At 36.4% G+C, this 16,873-nt stretch carries 17 protein-coding genes; 7 read left to right on the plus strand and 10 right to left on the minus strand.

The annotated features are described in order from the left end of the window. Window positions 1–309 precede the first annotated feature (309 nt). Window positions 310–2,922, minus strand: coding sequence for an ATP-dependent chaperone ClpB (clpB, locus tag H6F32_RS16050; protein WP_190370313.1), 2,613 nt, complete (start codon window positions 2,920–2,922; stop codon window positions 310–312). 456 nt (window positions 2,923–3,378) lie between these two features. Between clpB and H6F32_RS16055 the strand changes: the two genes are divergently transcribed. The 3 genes from H6F32_RS16055 to H6F32_RS16065 are packed head-to-tail and all read left to right on the plus strand — an operon-like array spanning window position 3,379 to window position 4,415. Beyond that, on the plus strand, window positions 3,379–3,696 hold the full coding sequence (locus H6F32_RS16055; RefSeq protein ID WP_190370314.1) for a hypothetical protein: 318 nt from the start codon (window positions 3,379–3,381) through the stop codon (window positions 3,694–3,696). After that, window positions 3,693–4,055, plus strand: coding sequence for an aspartyl protease (locus tag H6F32_RS16060; protein ID WP_190370315.1), 363 nt, complete (start codon window positions 3,693–3,695; stop codon window positions 4,053–4,055). The genes H6F32_RS16055 and H6F32_RS16060 overlap by 4 nt, the downstream gene beginning before the upstream one ends. A 42-nt stretch (window positions 4,056–4,097) precedes the next feature. Then, complete coding sequence (locus H6F32_RS16065) at window positions 4,098–4,415, plus strand: hypothetical protein (RefSeq protein WP_190370316.1); 318 nt, start codon at window positions 4,098–4,100, stop codon at window positions 4,413–4,415. A gap of 11 nt (window positions 4,416–4,426) precedes the next feature. Here the strand turns inward: H6F32_RS16065 and H6F32_RS16070 are convergent, their stop codons facing one another. From H6F32_RS16070 to H6F32_RS16100, 7 genes are all read right to left on the minus strand, one after another. After that, window positions 4,427–4,765, minus strand: coding sequence for a hypothetical protein (locus H6F32_RS16070; protein ID WP_190370317.1), 339 nt, complete (start codon window positions 4,763–4,765; stop codon window positions 4,427–4,429). 51 nt (window positions 4,766–4,816) lie between these two features. Then, a complete protein-coding gene (locus H6F32_RS16075; protein WP_242031157.1) occupies window positions 4,817–5,149 on the minus strand; it encodes a transposase in 333 nt (110 codons plus the stop codon). A 376-nt stretch (window positions 5,150–5,525) separates the two neighbouring features. Beyond that, window positions 5,526–6,470 (minus strand): malate dehydrogenase, encoded by a 945-nt coding sequence (gene mdh / locus H6F32_RS16080; RefSeq protein WP_190370318.1) that lies wholly within the window; start codon window positions 6,468–6,470, stop codon window positions 5,526–5,528. A 230-nt stretch (window positions 6,471–6,700) separates the two neighbouring features. Beyond that, window positions 6,701–6,916, minus strand: coding sequence for an NAD(P)H-quinone oxidoreductase subunit O (locus tag H6F32_RS16085; protein WP_190370319.1), 216 nt, complete (start codon window positions 6,914–6,916; stop codon window positions 6,701–6,703). Window positions 6,917–7,012: 96 nt separating this feature from the next. Further along, window positions 7,013–7,846: a DNA-formamidopyrimidine glycosylase gene (locus tag H6F32_RS16090; protein ID WP_190370320.1), complete on the minus strand. Its 834-nt coding sequence runs from the start codon at window positions 7,844–7,846 to the stop codon at window positions 7,013–7,015. An 81-nt stretch (window positions 7,847–7,927) separates the two neighbouring features. Continuing rightward, window positions 7,928–8,137 carry a photosystem I reaction center subunit IV gene (locus tag H6F32_RS16095; protein ID WP_190370321.1) on the minus strand — a complete coding sequence of 70 codons (210 nt, stop codon included), beginning with the start codon at window positions 8,135–8,137 and terminating at the stop codon, window positions 7,928–7,930. 221 nt (window positions 8,138–8,358) lie between these two features. After that, window positions 8,359–8,940 carry a PAP/fibrillin family protein gene (locus tag H6F32_RS16100; protein ID WP_190370322.1) on the minus strand — a complete coding sequence of 194 codons (582 nt, stop codon included), beginning with the start codon at window positions 8,938–8,940 and terminating at the stop codon, window positions 8,359–8,361. Window positions 8,941–9,175: 235 nt separating this feature from the next. Here H6F32_RS16100 and H6F32_RS16105 point away from each other — a divergent pair, with 235 nt between their 5' ends. Both H6F32_RS16105 and mraY read left to right on the plus strand, forming a co-directional pair. Next, a complete protein-coding gene (locus H6F32_RS16105) occupies window positions 9,176–9,421 on the plus strand; it encodes a DUF3134 domain-containing protein (RefSeq protein ID WP_190370323.1) in 246 nt (81 codons plus the stop codon). 176 nt (window positions 9,422–9,597) lie between these two features. Further along, entirely contained in the window at window positions 9,598–10,713 is a 1,116-nt protein-coding gene (gene mraY / locus H6F32_RS16110; RefSeq protein ID WP_190370328.1) for a phospho-N-acetylmuramoyl-pentapeptide-transferase, read from the plus strand. A gap of 456 nt (window positions 10,714–11,169) precedes the next feature. On the opposite strand, the gene gyrA is transcribed toward mraY, so the two are convergent. Beyond that, complete coding sequence (gene gyrA, locus H6F32_RS16115; protein WP_190370324.1) at window positions 11,170–13,782, minus strand: DNA topoisomerase (ATP-hydrolyzing) subunit A; 2,613 nt, start codon at window positions 13,780–13,782, stop codon at window positions 11,170–11,172. A gap of 708 nt (window positions 13,783–14,490) precedes the next feature. On the opposite strand from gyrA, the gene H6F32_RS16120 reads away from it, so the two are divergent. Beyond that, a complete protein-coding gene (locus tag H6F32_RS16120) occupies window positions 14,491–15,153 on the plus strand; it encodes a Mo-dependent nitrogenase C-terminal domain-containing protein (protein WP_190370325.1) in 663 nt (220 codons plus the stop codon). Window positions 15,154–15,218: 65 nt separating this feature from the next. Then, window positions 15,219–16,235: a GTPase ObgE gene (obgE, locus tag H6F32_RS16125; protein WP_190370326.1), complete on the plus strand. Its 1,017-nt coding sequence runs from the start codon at window positions 15,219–15,221 to the stop codon at window positions 16,233–16,235. 423 nt (window positions 16,236–16,658) lie between these two features. Here obgE and H6F32_RS20650 read toward each other — a convergent pair. Then, window positions 16,659–16,873 (minus strand): transposase (locus tag H6F32_RS20650; RefSeq protein ID WP_242031133.1); only part of this gene is annotated, 215 nt, incomplete at its 5' end.

Consider the following 16,873-nt stretch of genomic DNA (forward strand, 5'->3'; position numbering starts at 1 on the left):
AATAGAATAAAGCTAATTAACAGTAACTGAAAAGCTAACAATTACTAACAATTACCTACTTATGCTTACTGTGCAAAGTCACACCTCTATGGTAACAATATTGCAATTTGGTGGTAAAATATCTGGCGTTGGTGAACTCAGGTACGAAATTGAGAAATTCAAAATTTGAAACTTTGCGTCTAACGCAAGTGCTTCGCTGATGGCCTAAATAAATGTCATACCCCAATTCAGCAATGCCACATATCTTCATACTACTAAGATTAAGGTTTTTTGTATCGGTACGTTATGAACGCACCCTACAATTTAAGATTAGACAACTATTTCCGCCAAATGACTAAATTTTAATCTCTCATATTCCACATCTACAAAAATTGTATCTCCATCACTGAAATCTCCCCGCAAAATAGCTTTCGCAATTTGTGTTTCCAATTCTCTTTGAATGGCTCGCTTAAGCGGTCTTGCTCCAAAAACAGGATCATATCCCACATCAGCAAGGAAATCTAAAGCAGATTCAGAAAGTTTTAACGACATTTTTCGCTCAGTTAATCTTTCTTGTAATCTCATGACTTGCAATTGTACAATATTGCGTAGTTCTGATTTTTGTAAGCTATGGAAAATAATTAGTTCATCCAAACGGTTAAGAAATTCTGGCCGGAAACTATTTCTCATTGCTTCCATGACTCGTATTCGCATTTCATCATAACGGTTATCGTCTCCAGCCAAATCAAGTATATATTGAGAACCAATATTACTAGTCATGATGATAATACTATTTTTAAAGTCTACTGTACGTCCTTGAGAGTCCGTTACTCTTCCATCATCAAGAATTTGCAAGAAGATGTTAAATACATCAGGATGTGCCTTTTCAATCTCATCAAATAATATCACTGCATAGGGACGACGACGTATTGCTTCTGTAAGCTGTCCTCCTTCCTCATATCCTACATATCCTGGAGGCGCACCAATTAATCGAGATACAGCGTGTTTTTCCATGTATTCGGACATATCAATTCTGACTAGTGCTTCCTCCGTGTCAAACATATAAGCCGCTAATGCTTTAGCTAATTCGGTTTTACCTACTCCTGTGGGTCCAAGAAAAACAAAGCTGGCTATAGGACGATTAGGATCTGAAAGTCCAGCGCGAGAGCGTTGAATAGCATCTGCTACAGCTGTAACTGCTTCATGCTGTCCAATGACACGACGATGAAGTTCAGCTTCTAAATGTAGTAGTTTCTCTTTTTCTGACTCTACTAGTTTGCTGATGGGTATACCAGTCCATTTAGAAATGATTTCCGCAATATCTGCTTCTGTGACTTCTTCCCGTAATAAAGATTTTCCTGTGCCCTGAGTTTGAGAAAGTTCACTTTCGATGGTTTCTAGTTGTTTGTGTAACTGTGTCAGTTTACCGTATTTTAATTCAGCAGCGCGGTTTAGATCATAGTTTCTTTCGGCTTGTTGAATTTCTAAGTTTACACGATCTATTTCTTCTTTAATAGATTGTATTTTGGTAATAATATCTTTCTCTGATTGCCATTGTGTGTTTAGGGTACGTTGATCTTCTTTGAAATCAGCTAATTCTTTATCTAATCTTTCTAAACGTTCACGGGATGCGGGATCACTTTCTTTTTGTAATGAAAGTTTCTCCATTTCTAATTGCAGGATTTTTCGGTCTATTTCGTCTAATTCCTCTGGTTTTGAGGTAATTTCCATTTTTAAGCGTGCGGCTGCTTCATCAACTAGGTCTATAGCTTTATCTGGTAGGAAGCGATCGCTAATATATCTATTAGATAAGGTAGCAGCAGCAACTAATGAACTATCAGAAATTCTTACACCATGATGTACTTCATAACGTTCTTTCAATCCTCGCAAAATAGAAATAGTATCTTGTACATCAGGCTGATCTACATATACTTGTTGAAAACGTCTTTCTAGTGCTGCATCTTTTTCTATATATTTCCGGTACTCGTCTAAAGTTGTTGCACCAATACAGCGTAATTCACCCCTGGCTAACATAGGTTTTAATAAATTACCTGCATCCATCGCTCCTTGAGTAGCCCCAGCACCAACCACAGTATGGATTTCATCAATAAATAATACTATATTGCCGCCAGATTCAGTAACTTCTTTTAATACCGCTTTCAGTCGTTCTTCAAATTCTCCTCGGAATTTTGCTCCCGCTATTAACGCACCCATATCCAATGCTATGAGTTTACGATCTTTGAGAGACTGGGGAACATCTCCTGCGACTATACGTTGTGCTAAACCTTCAGCAATAGCGGTTTTACCTACTCCTGGTTCACCAATTAACACAGGGTTATTTTTCGTGCGGCGTGATAAAATTTGTACAGTGCGGCGAATTTCGTCATCTCGGCCAATTACAGGATCTAGTTTACCTTCACGAGCAGCCTGAGTGAGATCCCGTCCGTATTTTTCTAAAGATTGATATTTACCTTCTGGATTTTGATCTGTCACGGTTTGATTTCCCCGAATTTGTTTAATAATAAGTTTAAGTTTGCCTTCATCTAACCCAAATTCCTGGAGTAGACTTTTACCAAAGCGATCATCTTTGGCATAACTTAATAATAAATGTTCTATGGAGATATATTCATCTTTAAATTCTTGACGATATTTTTCTGATCTATCTAAGAGTGTATCTAAACCTTTACCTAAGTATACCGAACTACTACCTCCAGATACCTTGGGTTGACGCTGGATAAATTGTTCTGTACGTTCACGGATTTTTGACAGGTTAGCACCTGCTTTAGTAAATATGGCATTTGCCAAACCGTCTTGTTCTAAGAGTGCTTTGAAAAGATGTTCGGTTTCCAGTTGTTGCTGTTGGTATTGTTTAGCGATGTCGGGAGTTTGGGCGATCGCTTCCCAGGCTTTTTCTGTAAACTGATTAGGGTTAGTTGGTTGCATAGTGTTTTTTCATAACTGACTCATTATTGATTGATTATAAAAATAGTTGATAATTAATCAAGATCGGTCTTCACGCTGTAAACTGTAGTATTTACCAGGATTTAGTTTACCATGTGTGGATGTTGTGTGATTTACAACAATAGGTTAAAGATGGCTTGGTTGCTTTATAGCTTGACCTTTTAATTACTTTTAATTTTAATTACTTTTAATTAGTTGGAATAGCTAAATTACTTTGATTTTAAATACTAAGAATGTAAAAATACAAGAAGATGATCCCACAAGCATTAAGTATTTTTAACAAAAAAGGACATTCATTTACTAGTGAAAAATAAGATCCGCGACTTCTTGAGTAATTTGGGGATCTGAATCTTTTAATAGTTGACGGTAATCAGAAAATTTATTATATTAGAAATATTTATTAGTTGAAAAAATAGCATTAAAAGTGAGTTTAATAATATGACAGAATTAACATCAAAACAACCAAGAAGAAGAGGCAGAATTTTTCCTGAATTGACTTTATCACCGGAAGAATTAGCTAAACGTAAAGCTGAAAATGAGGCTGAATATAAACGTTATCGGGCAATTTTTGAAAGAGTGCGTCCTGAGTTGATTCAAGAACATTATGGTTGGTATATTGCCATTGAATTAAATAGTGGTGATTATGTAATTGATCAAGATGTGGATATTGCCCATAAAAAAGCTCTCGAAAAATTCCCAAATGCTGATCATTGTGTTTTTCGTTTGAATGAATCTGGAGCAACTGGGACAATATGATACAAGGTATATTTGGTGAAAAGGGTAAGCTATTTTTTGAAATTGATTTAGTTACTAATGATGGTTTATTTTTGCCTATAGATGCCCTTTTAGATACTGGTTTTACAGGCTTTTTAGCGATGAATAAACAAGATTTAGATAGTCTTGGTTGGGGTTATTTAGGACGAGAACCTTTACAAACAGCAAAGGGAGAAGTTGAGTTTCAAAAATATTTAGGTAAGGTGATTTTGGATAATCAAGAGTATGAAATTCCTGTTTATACTGGGGATGAATTGACGGAAATTTTATTGGGTTCTGCATGGTTGGAATTTTTGCCTTTAGTGGTGAATTTTCCACAGGGGATTTTGACTTTGGGATGATTCTTGAGTCTTAAAATAATAGTAAAAATGGAGTTTAAAAATATGACACAGTTAACATCAAAACAACCAAGAAGAAGAGGCAGAATTTTTCCTGAATTGACTTTATCACCAGAAGAATTAGCTAAACGTGAAGCAGAAAGAGCAGCATTTCATCAACGTTGCTGGGCAATTTTTCAGCGTTTACTTCCTGAATTGATGCAAGATTATTATAATTGGTATATTGCAGTAGAACCAGATAGTGGTGATTATTTTGTTGATCAAAATATGGAAGTTGCTAGTAAAAAAGCAAGGGAAAAATATCGTCATGTTATACATTTTTTATTTCGTATTAATGAAACTGGAGTAACAGGTAGAATATGATACAGGGTTTTTTAATTAATTTGTAAGTCCCGCAAATAGTAAAATCTATCATTTTTCCCATTATCTGATTTTTCTCTTCCTAAATAACCTGCTAATGGTGATGATAATTCTATTAATAAATCATGGACTATTTCATCTGTTAAGTTAGATTTATTAATCGCGTTATATTGAGTGCGAATTTCCATCACTGTCACAGCTATTTGATTATTTGCTTTAGGAATTTCTTTCACTGCTTGAATAATCAGCGATCGCAATTTTATCTCTTTTTTTACTTTATCAATATATTCATTAATTTTATCATCGGCTGCTTCTCCAAAAGGTTCTTTTTCTAAATAGGGTTTTAAATTCAATATTGAACTCTTTCAGTCTCTTTTTCCGAGGCGTGCAATGTTTTTTTTAGGCTAATTTGCATCTTCTGTAACATCCGCTGTAGATATACTAATTGTTATTCCTGTTCTTTCTTGAATAATTAAGCGAATTTCTTCCAAGGTGGCATCATTCTTGTCTTCAACTATTTCTTGGAGAATATTCAGTTGTTCAGGATTTAGCTTTGTAGGAGTTTGTTTTATCCTCTGTTTGGGCGCAATACTTTGTGTTTCTCTATATTGCTTTAGTAATTTCTCTACAAAACTTAAACTTACACAAAATCTTTTTGCTAATTGACGTTGTGATATTCCACTTTCCAAGTATGTATCAAATATTTTTTTGCGAAAATCGAGAGAATATGCTTTCATTTTTACTCCTAATGTAGATCGACAGCCTTATCTTAATTAGTGTACCTCATTAGACTGGGAAATGCTATATTATCCTGTAAATACTGTTTATTTTCCTAATATTCCTCATCACAATCTCAACTTGTCCCAATAAAAAGCAACAGAGAATTTACGTAAATTAACGAAACATTTCTCAACAAAAATATTCTCAACTTTAGAAAAATTGCTGGTTATAAACCGCATTCACACAAATAAAACCCACCTGGGTGGGTTCAATTTCCGTTAGTTCGCGTAGGCGGACTTTGATTGTGTAGACGCGAATTATATTCGCCTATTATTCATTGATTGTGTAGATGCGAATTACATTCGCCTTATATTCTGATACTCTCGCCTAAGATTAACCTAAAATCTCTAACGCCCGCTCAATATTATTCCTCACAACCGCCGCCGAATTATGTAAAGCAGTTTTTTCTTCTGGAGAAATATAGACTTCAATAATTCTTTGTACTCCCTCACATCCTAAAAAACAAGGTACACCCATAACCACATCTTTTAACCCATATTCTCCCTCTAAATAGGTGGCCATTGGTAATAAACGAGACTCATTTAATAAAATAGATTCTATCATAATAGAAGTAGCAGAAGCAGGAGCAAAAAAAGCTCCTCCAGTTTGCATTAATTCCACAATTTCTAATCCCCCATTGCGAGTTCTATCAATTAATTTATCAATGGTTTCTTGATCTAACAATTCAGTAATAGGAATACCATTAACAGTGGCATATTGCGCTAAAGGTAACATAGAATCGCCATGAGTTCCTAACACCATTGCCTTTACATTTGCAGGTAAAACCCCTAATTCTAAAGCAATAAAAGTTTCAAATCTTGCAGAATCTAAAACTCCCGCCATCCCCATAACTCGATGTTTTGGTAAACCTGTAAATTGCCAAGTTAAATAAGTCATTACCTCCAAAGGATTGGTAATAACTATAAAAATTGCATTAGGAGAATAAGCGATCGCATTTTTTGCAGATTCTACCACAATTTGGGCATTTACTCTTAACAAATCATCTCTTGTCATCCCCGGTTTACGAGGAAAACCCGCCGCAATTACCACAATATCAGAATTAGCAGTATCTTCATATTTATTAGTACCAATAATTTGGCGATTATGAGACTCAATACTTCGAGCTTCTAACAAATCTAAAGCTAAACCAGCAGGCATACCAGATACAATATCTAATAGTATTACATCAGCCAAATTTTTCTCAACAATCCGTTGTGCTAATGTACTACCAACCCTACCCGCACCAATAATAGTTACACAAGGAGAACGAAACATCATAAAATCAGTAATAAATAATCATATACGTAGGGTGTGTTAGCGGTAGCGTAACGCACCCTACAAATACTACTATCGTGCATTACGGCTTTGCCTAACACACCATACAAATACTACTATGGTACGTTATTGCTTGCCTAACACACCCTACAAATACTACAAATGTTACTATGGTGCGTTACGGCTTTGCCTAACACACCCTACAAATACTATCAGCAGTCAGGTAAAATTAATTATTTAACTTCTGTCAATTGCTCTAACTTTAACCATATATTTGGAGTAGGAACTTGTCCAAATTTTACCAAAGCATAATCACCTTTTAAATCTACAATTTCCCCTGGAGTTTCAAATAAATAATTAGGAAACCGAGTGTCACTAGCTTTAGCTTCTAAACTAGCTTCTAACTTTTCTCGAATCGCATGAACCATCACACCTTTTTTAATTGCCATAAAGTCCCCTTTCTTGAATTTGATAACTTAGGATTTTGTATTTATTGATGATACCATATATTTGATTAATATTCCCCATCACCAAGCACCAATTCTCTATCGTTGACATTGACAACAAAAATGGCTAGAACGTCCTCCTAATTTAATCCGTTCAATGATATTACCACAAACTTTACAAGGTTCTCCCATCCGATTATAAACCCAAGCCTCACCACCATAATTACCATTAACACCTTTAACATTTAAGAAATTGCTAAAAGTAGTACCTCCAGCAGCAATACTAGCTGATAAAACTTCAATAATTGCAGTTCTTAATAGTTCAATTTGTGATAGTTGCAAATTTGCACTGATAGTAGTTGGTAAAATACCACTTTTAAACAAAGCCTCGTCTGCATAGATATTACCCAATCCTGCTACCATGGATTGATCTAATAAATTTGTTTTAATTGCACGACGAGATTTTTGTAATTTATCCGCTAAATATGTCACTGTAAACTCAGAGGAAAAAGGATCTACCGCCAATTTTCCTAAACCAGTAATAATACTTTCTATGGCTGTATTTTTAGGAACATACCACATTTGTCCAAAAGTACGCTGATCTACAAAACGTAATTCTTTCTGCTTACCAAAAAATAATCTTACCCTTGTATGTTTATGTAAAGGTTCATCTTGATTTAACCATAACAATTGTCCTGTCATTCGCAAATGCACACCTAACCAAGAACCTTGATTAAGTTCAGCTAGTAAATACTTACCTCGACGATGCCAATTAACAATGATACTTTCTTTAACTCTATCAATAAACTCATTAATACAAAACGGGTAGGCGATAGTACGTTGTAATAACACATCGCCTCCCGTAAGTTCTTGATCGAGGGTTAATTGATTTAAACCTCTTTTAACAGTTTCAACTTCAGGCAATTCAGGCATTAGCGCGAATAATTTTCTAGGGGGATAATTAAAATTAGAGTTTTATTATCTCATGAAAAGATCCCCCAGAAACGGACGCTATTACTTAGCTTTAGCTGGTGGTGGTGCAACTTCTACTAATTCATCCAACGCAAAGTTATTGGTAGCGATATCGTTGTAGTTGACTTTATCAAAACGCACGATGACAGGGTACTTGATACCGCTTTTGTCTACAGAAGCAACAGTACCAACTTCCTGAAACCAGTAGGATTCTGGGCGAAGAATGCGTACTTTAGATCCACGTTGAACCATGAGTAATATCCCTTTGTGTTGATGAATGGGCAATAGATTAAAGCTATTTCTTCCCACTTTACAATGACAATGTGTGAGCTTGTTGTTTTGTTAAGTTATTTATCAATTTTTGAGGAGTCGAGAGTTGGGAGATTATTGTACCAATCACCAATCACCAACACCACTTGACAAATTATCCAAAATCGAGTAACTTCAATCGCAAACACTACTTTTACCTTAGTCTATGTCTTTCTTAATACAAAAACACTACCTTCATTACCTCTGCCAATTCGCAGATCATTATCTATATAAGTGATATCTAACCATCCTTGTCGGTCTGTATTAATGGGAACATCAACAGCCAAGAACTTTTTCTCTGATTCAATTTGGGAAATAAAGTCACCCGGAGATGTATAACCTATTAGACGCTGCAAACCAATAATAGAACGTTGAAATTTTACATTGACACGACGTTCTGTAACTGGTGAAAACTTAGCAACAACACTAACTAATCCTTCAAAAAAAGGAATGGTATACAATTCAGCTATATTATATACGCTGTTAGTTCGTACCCTAATACATTGGTAAACTGTACCAAGTTTGCATAGCGGTAGGCCATCTATATTCAATAGGTCCTTACTTGTGGTGTAGATTAATTGCCAATTACCATCCAATAAATGAGTAGCTTCTAATGGTCGGGGAGTAGGGTTAAAATCTTCTAGGTTGGCTATAGCTGCTAAAATAGCTTGTTTTTGGGCTGTAGTAGCCAATAAACCGCGATTTGTGCCAGCAATAGCATCTATCAGGGTAGATTTACCAATCATGCTCATATACCTCTATATGGGAAAATATCAATGTAAATATATTATTAGTGTCATCCATCTATAATCATAGAAAACATTGATAATGCTTTCCTGAATACAATTCCATAATCAAAGTAAAATTTAGATTTAATTCGGATTATGCAAGAAAAGACTTGTAGGAAGGATCAAATTAATTGATATCAAATGATAAACTCTTAATGTCTAGTTACATATACTCTATTGTATCGTCGTTAATATGTTAGATTCTCCTTTACGTGAAGCACCGAGAAACCAACGTGCAGCAGTGATTCCTTTAAAACAGGAATCTTCAATGATTGACTGGTTGATTAGTACAGGACGATTAACAGCCCGTGATGCCCATGATAAAGATTTACGAGAAGATGAAGAAGAGGTAATCTCCGATTTCTTGGGCGGAGAAGATGGAATTGCCGATTTAGATTATGATGACGATGATGATATGCCTATAAGTGAAGATGATTAAGGAAGGCTGTCAGTGGTAAGTACGGGTTTAGCAGTGTTAAACCCAGTAGCAGTGGCGAACGGCGGTTCGCCTGTATAATACTCACCAAACTCAAAGCTAATAACTGAAAGCTAAGTAAAAATATTTTTGGGGTACTAATGATTTAGAATATTCCCCATTGTTTGTTAAATTTTTTCATGTGGAGTGAAGGAACATTTTTTGTGGACGCTAAATTATCTCCTAATCGAAGTTTGAATCTTTCTGGTATTGGTTTGGCCTCAGTATTAGCCCTCTTGCTGACGGCCACCTCAATAATTTTAGATGGAATAGGAAATAGAAATCCTTTACAGATCACTTCCCTTAGTTTACCCTTATTGTTATCTGCTGCTGGTGCAGGCATTTTAGGACAATGGGTAATACCAGTATTACAAGCACTGAAAACTGGCCAAATTATTCGAGAAGATGGACCCCAAGCACATCTGAAAAAAGCCGGTACTCCCACAATGGGAGGAATATTTTTTATCCCCGTGGCTGTGGTAGTTGCTTGTATATTGTCTGACTTTAACCAAGATGTATTAGCAGTATCAGCTTTAACCCTGAGTTATGGTTTAATAGGTTGGATTGATGACTGGCAAATTTTACGCCGTAAGTCTAACAAAGGGATTTCGCCTAAAATGAAATTAATGTTACAAATCATCTTTGCAACATTGTTTTGTGGATGGTTAATATTAAAAGGTGATTTTAGTATAACAAATATTCATTTACCTTGGCTGGGTTTATCATTACCTTTAGGATTATTATTTTGGCCTTTAGCTGGTTTTGTGTTGGTAGCAGAAAGCAATGCTACTAATTTAACAGATGGTATTGATGGTTTAGCAGCAGGAACAGTGGCGATCGCTATTTTTGCACTAGGAGTAATTATAGCGTCTACATCACCAGAGTTAATGGTTTTCTGTGCCGCAGTCAGTGGTAGTTGTTTAGGATTTTTAGCCCATAACCGTAACCCAGCACGGGTATTCATGGGAGATACGGGTTCATTAGCTTTAGGTGGTGCTTTAGCCGCAGTAGCGTTAATAACTAACACCTTACCAGCGTTATTTGTTCTGAGTGGAATATTCTTTGTCGAAACCCTTTCTGTAATGGCGCAAGTTGGTTATTATAAAGCTACTAAAGGACCCGATGGTAAAGGTAAAAGATTGTTAAAAATGGCACCTTTACATCATCATTTAGAGTTAACAGGTTGGTCAGAACTAAAAGTAGTAGGAGTGTTTTATATCATTGCCGCAATTTTGGCTGTTTTAGTTGCGCTTTAACCGTAAATTACCGTAGTTGTGCTGAATAACTAATGGACATCTTGTGGTAATTAAGTCTGTATAATTTGAAACCCCTTCTAGGGACAATTCATGAATTGTCCCTACTATTATTTTTACAAGATGTGTGATAGTGCTATAGTAGAACTAAATAGTATAATTAAGCTATTGTGCTGCTAATTTCGATAATGAATGCAAGCAAGATGCTTGCGCCACTGTAATTTTAGGTTTTGTAGTTATACAGTGAGTCCTTAAGTGATCAAATTAAGTGATCAAAATTTCAAAAGCGATCGCCATTGCTGCCAACTTTGTTGTATCAATACCACGAACATCATCTGGGAGTTTCCCTGTCGCCCCTTCAATGCCGTTACGAGTACCTGCATCTAAATCTTTTATATTTATGAATTTGCGCGCGTACCCACAGACAGGGAATAGGGAATTTTCCTATTCCCTCGCTTGTTAATTTTCCCCTTCTTCTATTTCTCCAGTATCTCCTGTATCTGAAGGAACAATAGCGACACCAGTAATTGCGTCCTCCTCGTCTAGTTTCTGCACTCTTACACCTGTAGCTGACCGTGATTGAATAGAAATGGCATTAACCGCTTGACGAATAATAATACCTCTATTTGTAGCCATCATGATTTCTTCATCACTGTTCACAATATGTAATGTAGCTAATTGATCTCCGCTTTTACGTCCTTTAAATTTTGTCGCGGTTAAACCTTGACCAGCGCGTTTTTGCAGCCTAAATTGTCCTACAGGAACACGCTTACCATATCCTCCCATAGTAATAACTAATACCCAAGGTCCAGCACTTGCTACTTCTGTGGTTTCTTCATTACTTTCCACTTCAGCATTTTCCACTTCACTGGTTTCAATATCCACATTTTCCGTTTCTTCGTTTTCTGCACTGCTGCCTAAAGTTGCTAAAATGGCCGCAGGTAGGATATCCATTCCTACTAGTTCATCTCCTGTTTTCAATTTCATTGATTTTACACCACGAGTGGCTCTTCCTAATGGTCGCAATTGTTCATGGTTGCATCGGAAATGTATGGCCATCCCTTGTCTTGAACCAATAATTACGCTATCTTCTACTTTTGCTCTTCTTACCCAACGTAATTGATCCCCTTCTTCTAATGATATGGCTATTAATCCGTTAGAGCGAATATTGCTGAATGCTGACAGTTCCGTTTTTTTGATGTTTCCTCCTTTTGTTAGCATTACTAGGTATTCTTCGCTGCTAAATTCATCTACGGGGACGATAGAGGTAATTTTTTCTTCCTTGGGTATGGGTAACATTTGCACTATTGGTGTCCCCCGACTAGTACGTGAACCTACGGGTATTTGATAGGCTTTCATGGAATATACTACGCCGCGATCGCTAAAAAATAATACACTATCATGATCGCAGCAGGTTAAGAAATGCTCTATAGTATCATCATCTTTTACTTTCGCGCCAGCTTTACCTCTAGTAGCGCGATTTTGGGCTTCAAATGTATTAACTGGCATTCTTTTGATGTAACCCTGTTCTGTAAGCAGAATAACTGCTTTTTCATTGGCTATTAAATCAATATCATCAATATCACCTTCACCATGAGTAATTGCTGTACGTCTCGGTGTAGCAAATTGCGTTTTTATTTGACCAATTTCGGTTTCAATAATTTCTAAAACCCTTTCTCTTCTGGCTAAAATGTCCCGCAAGTCGGTAATTTTGATTTCTAGTTCTTGATGTTCTAACCTAATTTTATCTGCTTCTAATGCTGTTAATCTTCTTAGCTGCATTTGCAGAATTGCGTCTGCTTGTACTTCTGAAAGTCCATGATTTTCTACTAGTTCATTTTTAGCTGTAGGTGCGTCTGGTGCGTGGCGAATTAATCTAATAATTGCATCTAAGTTACCCAGAGCAATTAATAAACCTTGGAGGATGTGATCTCTTTCTTCAGCTTTTCTTAGTTCATAACGAGTACGTCTTTCGATGGAAACTATGCGAAAATCTAAGAAAACGCTTAAAAACTGTTTGATAGTTAGAGTTTGGGGTTCACCATTGACTAAAGCCAACATATTCGCCCCAAAATTACTTTGTAAAGGTGTTTGTTTATAGAGATTATTTAAAACAACACGGGGATAAGCATCACGTTTTAATTCTATAACGATTCGCATTCCATCACGATCGCTCTCATCCCGAATATCTGCAATACCTTCTATTTTCTTATCATTCACCAATTCCGCGATTTTTTCAATTAATGCCGCTTTGTTGGTTTGATAGGGTAACTCAGTAACAATAATGGCTTCCCGATCTGGACGGTTACGTTGTTCGATGGTTTCAATACTAGCTACACCTCTCATAGTAATTGAACCGCGTCCAGTAGTGTATGCTTCTTTTATTCCCGACGTTCCTAATACTTGCGCTCCTGTGGGAAAGTCAGGACCATGTATATATTTCATCAGTTCCAGATTAGTGATTTCCGGGTTGTGAATTAAGGACACTAACCCATCTATCAATTCTCCTAAGTTATGGGGTGGAATGTTGGTAGCCATACCCACCGCAATACCTGATGAACCATTAAGTAGTAGTTGCGGAATACGAGAAGGTAAAACAGTGGGTTCTTGCTGTGAACCATCAAAGTTATCAATAAAATCTACCGTTTCTGCTTCAATATCTTGCAGTAGAGCCGAACTAGTTAAGGCTTGCAGGCGACATTCAGTGTAACGCATAGCTGCCGGAGGATCATTATCTACTGATCCAAAATTACCATGACCATTGATTAATGGCGATCGCATGGAAAAATCTTGAGCCATACGTACCAGCGCATCATATACCGCCGTATCGCCATGAGGATGGTATTTACCCAATACTTCACCCACCACACGAGCGCATTTTCTAAAAGGCCGATCATGGCTTAAACCTAACTCGTGCATAGCGTACAGGATACGACGATGCACAGGTTTAAGACCATCCCTGGCATCTGGTAACGCCCGACCTACTATTACGCTCATCGCATATTCCAGATAAGACTGCGACATTTCTTGTCGTAAATCTGTCGGGATAATCCTTTCCTGTGAGGTTGTCATAACCTAAACAACTCCAAAAAACGTAAGTTTTAGCTTTGTGATGTGACAAAATACAAAATTATCTCAAATTAACTTTGAATAATTGTCATAATTATGGTACAATTCTAACATATTCCTGTACTATTTTCATAAATATTATCTGAATATTATCTGAATATTATCTGAGACTTTTGATCTGTGGTATGTAGTTGAGCTTTAGCTCAAATTCAGACCAAATACATTGTCAAATAATATATATTTCCTAGCACTTTGCACTGCATAAAAATCATGGTATCATCCACAGCAAGAAATTGATATAAGTTCGCTAGTTTATCTGATCAATATATGAGCAAATAGTCAGAAAAATCAGCAGAAATATTTTGAGATTATCTTTAAAATCATCCTTTATAAGTATTTCAATATCAGGTTATATTATCAGCAATTGCAACTGAGAAAGAAGCAATTAGAAAAAGTAGTATAATCGGAAAAACAGCATTTGCTAATTTAGGAGATCCCCGACTTCTTGAAGAAGTTGGGGATCTTGTGGTGTGTGAAAACTACTGAAATTGAATTTACAACTAGCGTCCAAGAAAAACAGAGAATATAAATTAAATTATTTGGCATTATTTCCTGAACATTTGCGGAAAATCGTCTTCTAGTCACAACTTTGTTACCAGATGTGGAGCATCTATAAGTTATACTGATAAAAAAGGACAATTTGAGTGGATTATGAGTACAACCGCTTATAGTAGTGAACAAGTTGCTATTTGGTTACGTGGACTATTAACAATTGCTTGGGCAGATGGTAATTTTGATCCGCAAGAACAGGAATTAATTGGTAGTATTACAAAAGATGAATTAGCACCTGGTATTGATTGGCAAACATTAGAAACCATCACACCCGTAGAATTAGCTGCTAGTTTTGGTAAAAGTACACCCATAGCCGAAAATTTTCTACGTACTGCTTTTATGGTAGCGATCGCAGATGGTATATATTCTCCTAGTGAAGATCAAGTTTTACACCAATTTTGTCAAGCACTAGAACTATCCGAAAATCTCCTGACAACCTTACGTCAAACCCTCCAACATCAGACAGCATCAAGTAACCCCGGAACAGCATTACAACCTACTTCGGGCGATGCTTTAACCCCTGTACGTCAATGGTTAGATGGTTTAGAAATTCATGATCCTAGAGTAGCGCGGTTCTTGTGTAAAATGATTCCAGCACAATGTCCCTTTGAAAGAGATGTGATCCTGTTTGGGCGGAAAATAGTACATATTCCACCGATGTGTAAAATTAATCCTTTATATGAACAACTAGTAGGTTTACGTTTTCGTGCCCTGTCCTATTTAGCAGATGACTGCGGAGAGGACATTACACCATATATGTAAGATGCGTTAGTGATAACGTAACGCATCATCATAATTAACAATTCTCAACTATAAAATCACAAATCATGCAATTTATTGATCAAGCATTAATTGAAGTAGAAGCTGGTAAAGGTGGCGATGGTATCGTCGCCTTTCGTCGGGAAAAATATGTTCCTGCTGGAGGTCCATCAGGAGGTAATGGTGGTAAAGGAGGTTCAGTAATTTTTGTGGCCAATGAAAACCTACAAACCTTATTAGATTTTCGTTACAAACATCTTTTTAAAGCAGAAAATGGTGAACGAGGAGGTCCTAATAATTGTACTGGTGCAGGAGGAAAAGACTTAATTATTGAAGTTCCCTGTGGTACTGCTATTTATGATGCAGAAACCAGTGCTTTAATTTGTGACTTAGTAGAAAATGGTCAGCGTTTTATAGCCGCATTAGGTGGAAAAGGTGGCTTAGGAAATCAACATTTTTTAAGTAATAGTAACCGCGCCCCAGAATATGCTTTACCTGGACTAGATGGAGAAAGGAAAATCTTACGTCTGGAGTTAAAATTATTAGCAGAAGTGGGAATTATTGGCTTGCCAAATGCCGGAAAATCTACATTAATTTCCTCATTATCTGCTGCACGTCCAAAAATTGCAGATTATCCTTTTACTACATTAATTCCTAACTTGGGAGTGGTGAAAAAACCTAGCGGAGATGGTACAGTTTTTGCTGATATTCCTGGTTTGATAGAAGGCGCTTCCGAAGGTGTAGGTTTAGGTTATGACTTCTTGCGTCATATTGAAAGAACGAGAATTTTATTACATTTAATAGATGCTACTAGTGAAGATGTAATTAATGATTATCATATTATTCAAGAAGAGTTAAAAGCCTATGGTAGAGGTTTAGCTGAACGTCCTCAAATTGTAGCTTTAAATAAAATAGATGCCGTAGATAGGGAAAGTGTAGATTTACAGGGTTTAGCTACTAAATTAAATCATCTTTCTTTAGCACCAGTTTTTATTATTTCTGCTGTTACTCGCAGTGGTTTAGATGCTTTATTGCAGGAAATTTGGCGGGTATTGGATGAAGTTAATTTAGTAGAGGAAAGGTAATATAGGACTCATATTTTAATTTCAAAAAAAATTAGGTATTGTAGGGTGCGTCAGACAGCATAAGTTAAGTAAATAAACAGATTCTTGACATCTGACGCACCCTACTAATATGCCAGTTGCGTAGTCAGTTTTTGCTTATGTAGACGCGATTTCTAATCAGCAATTTTTGTATTAATTTAGACTTTACCAACACCCTCTATAATAGCCCACTTCTTGCACAAATTAGGGATCTTATTGTCCTATTACAGCAGTTTCCGTTATTATGAGATACAGATGTTAATGATAAAACCCTTGTAACACAGGCATCTTGCTGTGTTCATAGTGTACCTCATGTTTGATCATAAGAAATAGTCCTTAATATCCATGTTCCAGAAGTCTTTTCGGCTTTCAAGACTATTCCTGCTATATAAAACCTAGACAAAACTAGACTTTACTTTCTACTTCAATGGGAGCATGGGAGCGGTTATCCCTCAGTAGACTTACACGCCTTAGCCAGACGCGATAAATTAATTTAATTGCGGCATTTAGATCCCTATCCATCTCAAAACCGCAGTTCTCACAGTGATAAATTCTTTCAGATAAAGAAAGATTTTCTTTTTTATATCCACAGTGGGAACAGGTTTTACTGGATGGATAAA

Origin of the sequence: Anabaena sp. FACHB-1237 (assembly GCF_014696225.1) — a bacterium.
Classification (GTDB): domain Bacteria; phylum Cyanobacteriota; class Cyanobacteriia; order Cyanobacteriales; family Nostocaceae; genus FACHB-1237.

Coding starts and splice junctions, on each gene's coding strand:
- H6F32_RS16120 (WP_190370325.1), top strand. CDS start 14,491: ATGAGTACAACCGCTTATAGTAGTGAACAAGTTGCTATTTGGTTACGT.
- obgE (WP_190370326.1), top strand. CDS start 15,219: ATGCAATTTATTGATCAAGCATTAATTGAAGTAGAAGCTGGTAAAGGT.
- H6F32_RS16105 (WP_190370323.1), top strand. CDS start 9,176: ATGTTAGATTCTCCTTTACGTGAAGCACCGAGAAACCAACGTGCAGCA.
- mdh (WP_190370318.1), bottom strand. CDS start 6,470: ATGATGTTTCGTTCTCCTTGTGTAACTATTATTGGTGCGGGTAGGGTT.
- H6F32_RS16060 (WP_190370315.1), top strand. CDS start 3,693: ATGATACAAGGTATATTTGGTGAAAAGGGTAAGCTATTTTTTGAAATT.
- H6F32_RS16075 (WP_242031157.1), bottom strand. CDS start 5,149: ATGAAAGCATATTCTCTCGATTTTCGCAAAAAAATATTTGATACATAC.
- H6F32_RS16085 (WP_190370319.1), bottom strand. CDS start 6,916: ATGGCAATTAAAAAAGGTGTGATGGTTCATGCGATTCGAGAAAAGTTA.
- gyrA (WP_190370324.1), bottom strand. CDS start 13,782: ATGACAACCTCACAGGAAAGGATTATCCCGACAGATTTACGACAAGAA.
- H6F32_RS16065 (WP_190370316.1), top strand. CDS start 4,098: ATGACACAGTTAACATCAAAACAACCAAGAAGAAGAGGCAGAATTTTT.
- mraY (WP_190370328.1), top strand. CDS start 9,598: ATGTGGAGTGAAGGAACATTTTTTGTGGACGCTAAATTATCTCCTAAT.
- H6F32_RS16095 (WP_190370321.1), bottom strand. CDS start 8,137: ATGGTTCAACGTGGATCTAAAGTACGCATTCTTCGCCCAGAATCCTAC.
- H6F32_RS16055 (WP_190370314.1), top strand. CDS start 3,379: ATGACAGAATTAACATCAAAACAACCAAGAAGAAGAGGCAGAATTTTT.
- H6F32_RS16100 (WP_190370322.1), bottom strand. CDS start 8,940: ATGATTGGTAAATCTACCCTGATAGATGCTATTGCTGGCACAAATCGC.
- H6F32_RS16090 (WP_190370320.1), bottom strand. CDS start 7,846: ATGCCTGAATTGCCTGAAGTTGAAACTGTTAAAAGAGGTTTAAATCAA.
- clpB (WP_190370313.1), bottom strand. CDS start 2,922: ATGCAACCAACTAACCCTAATCAGTTTACAGAAAAAGCCTGGGAAGCG.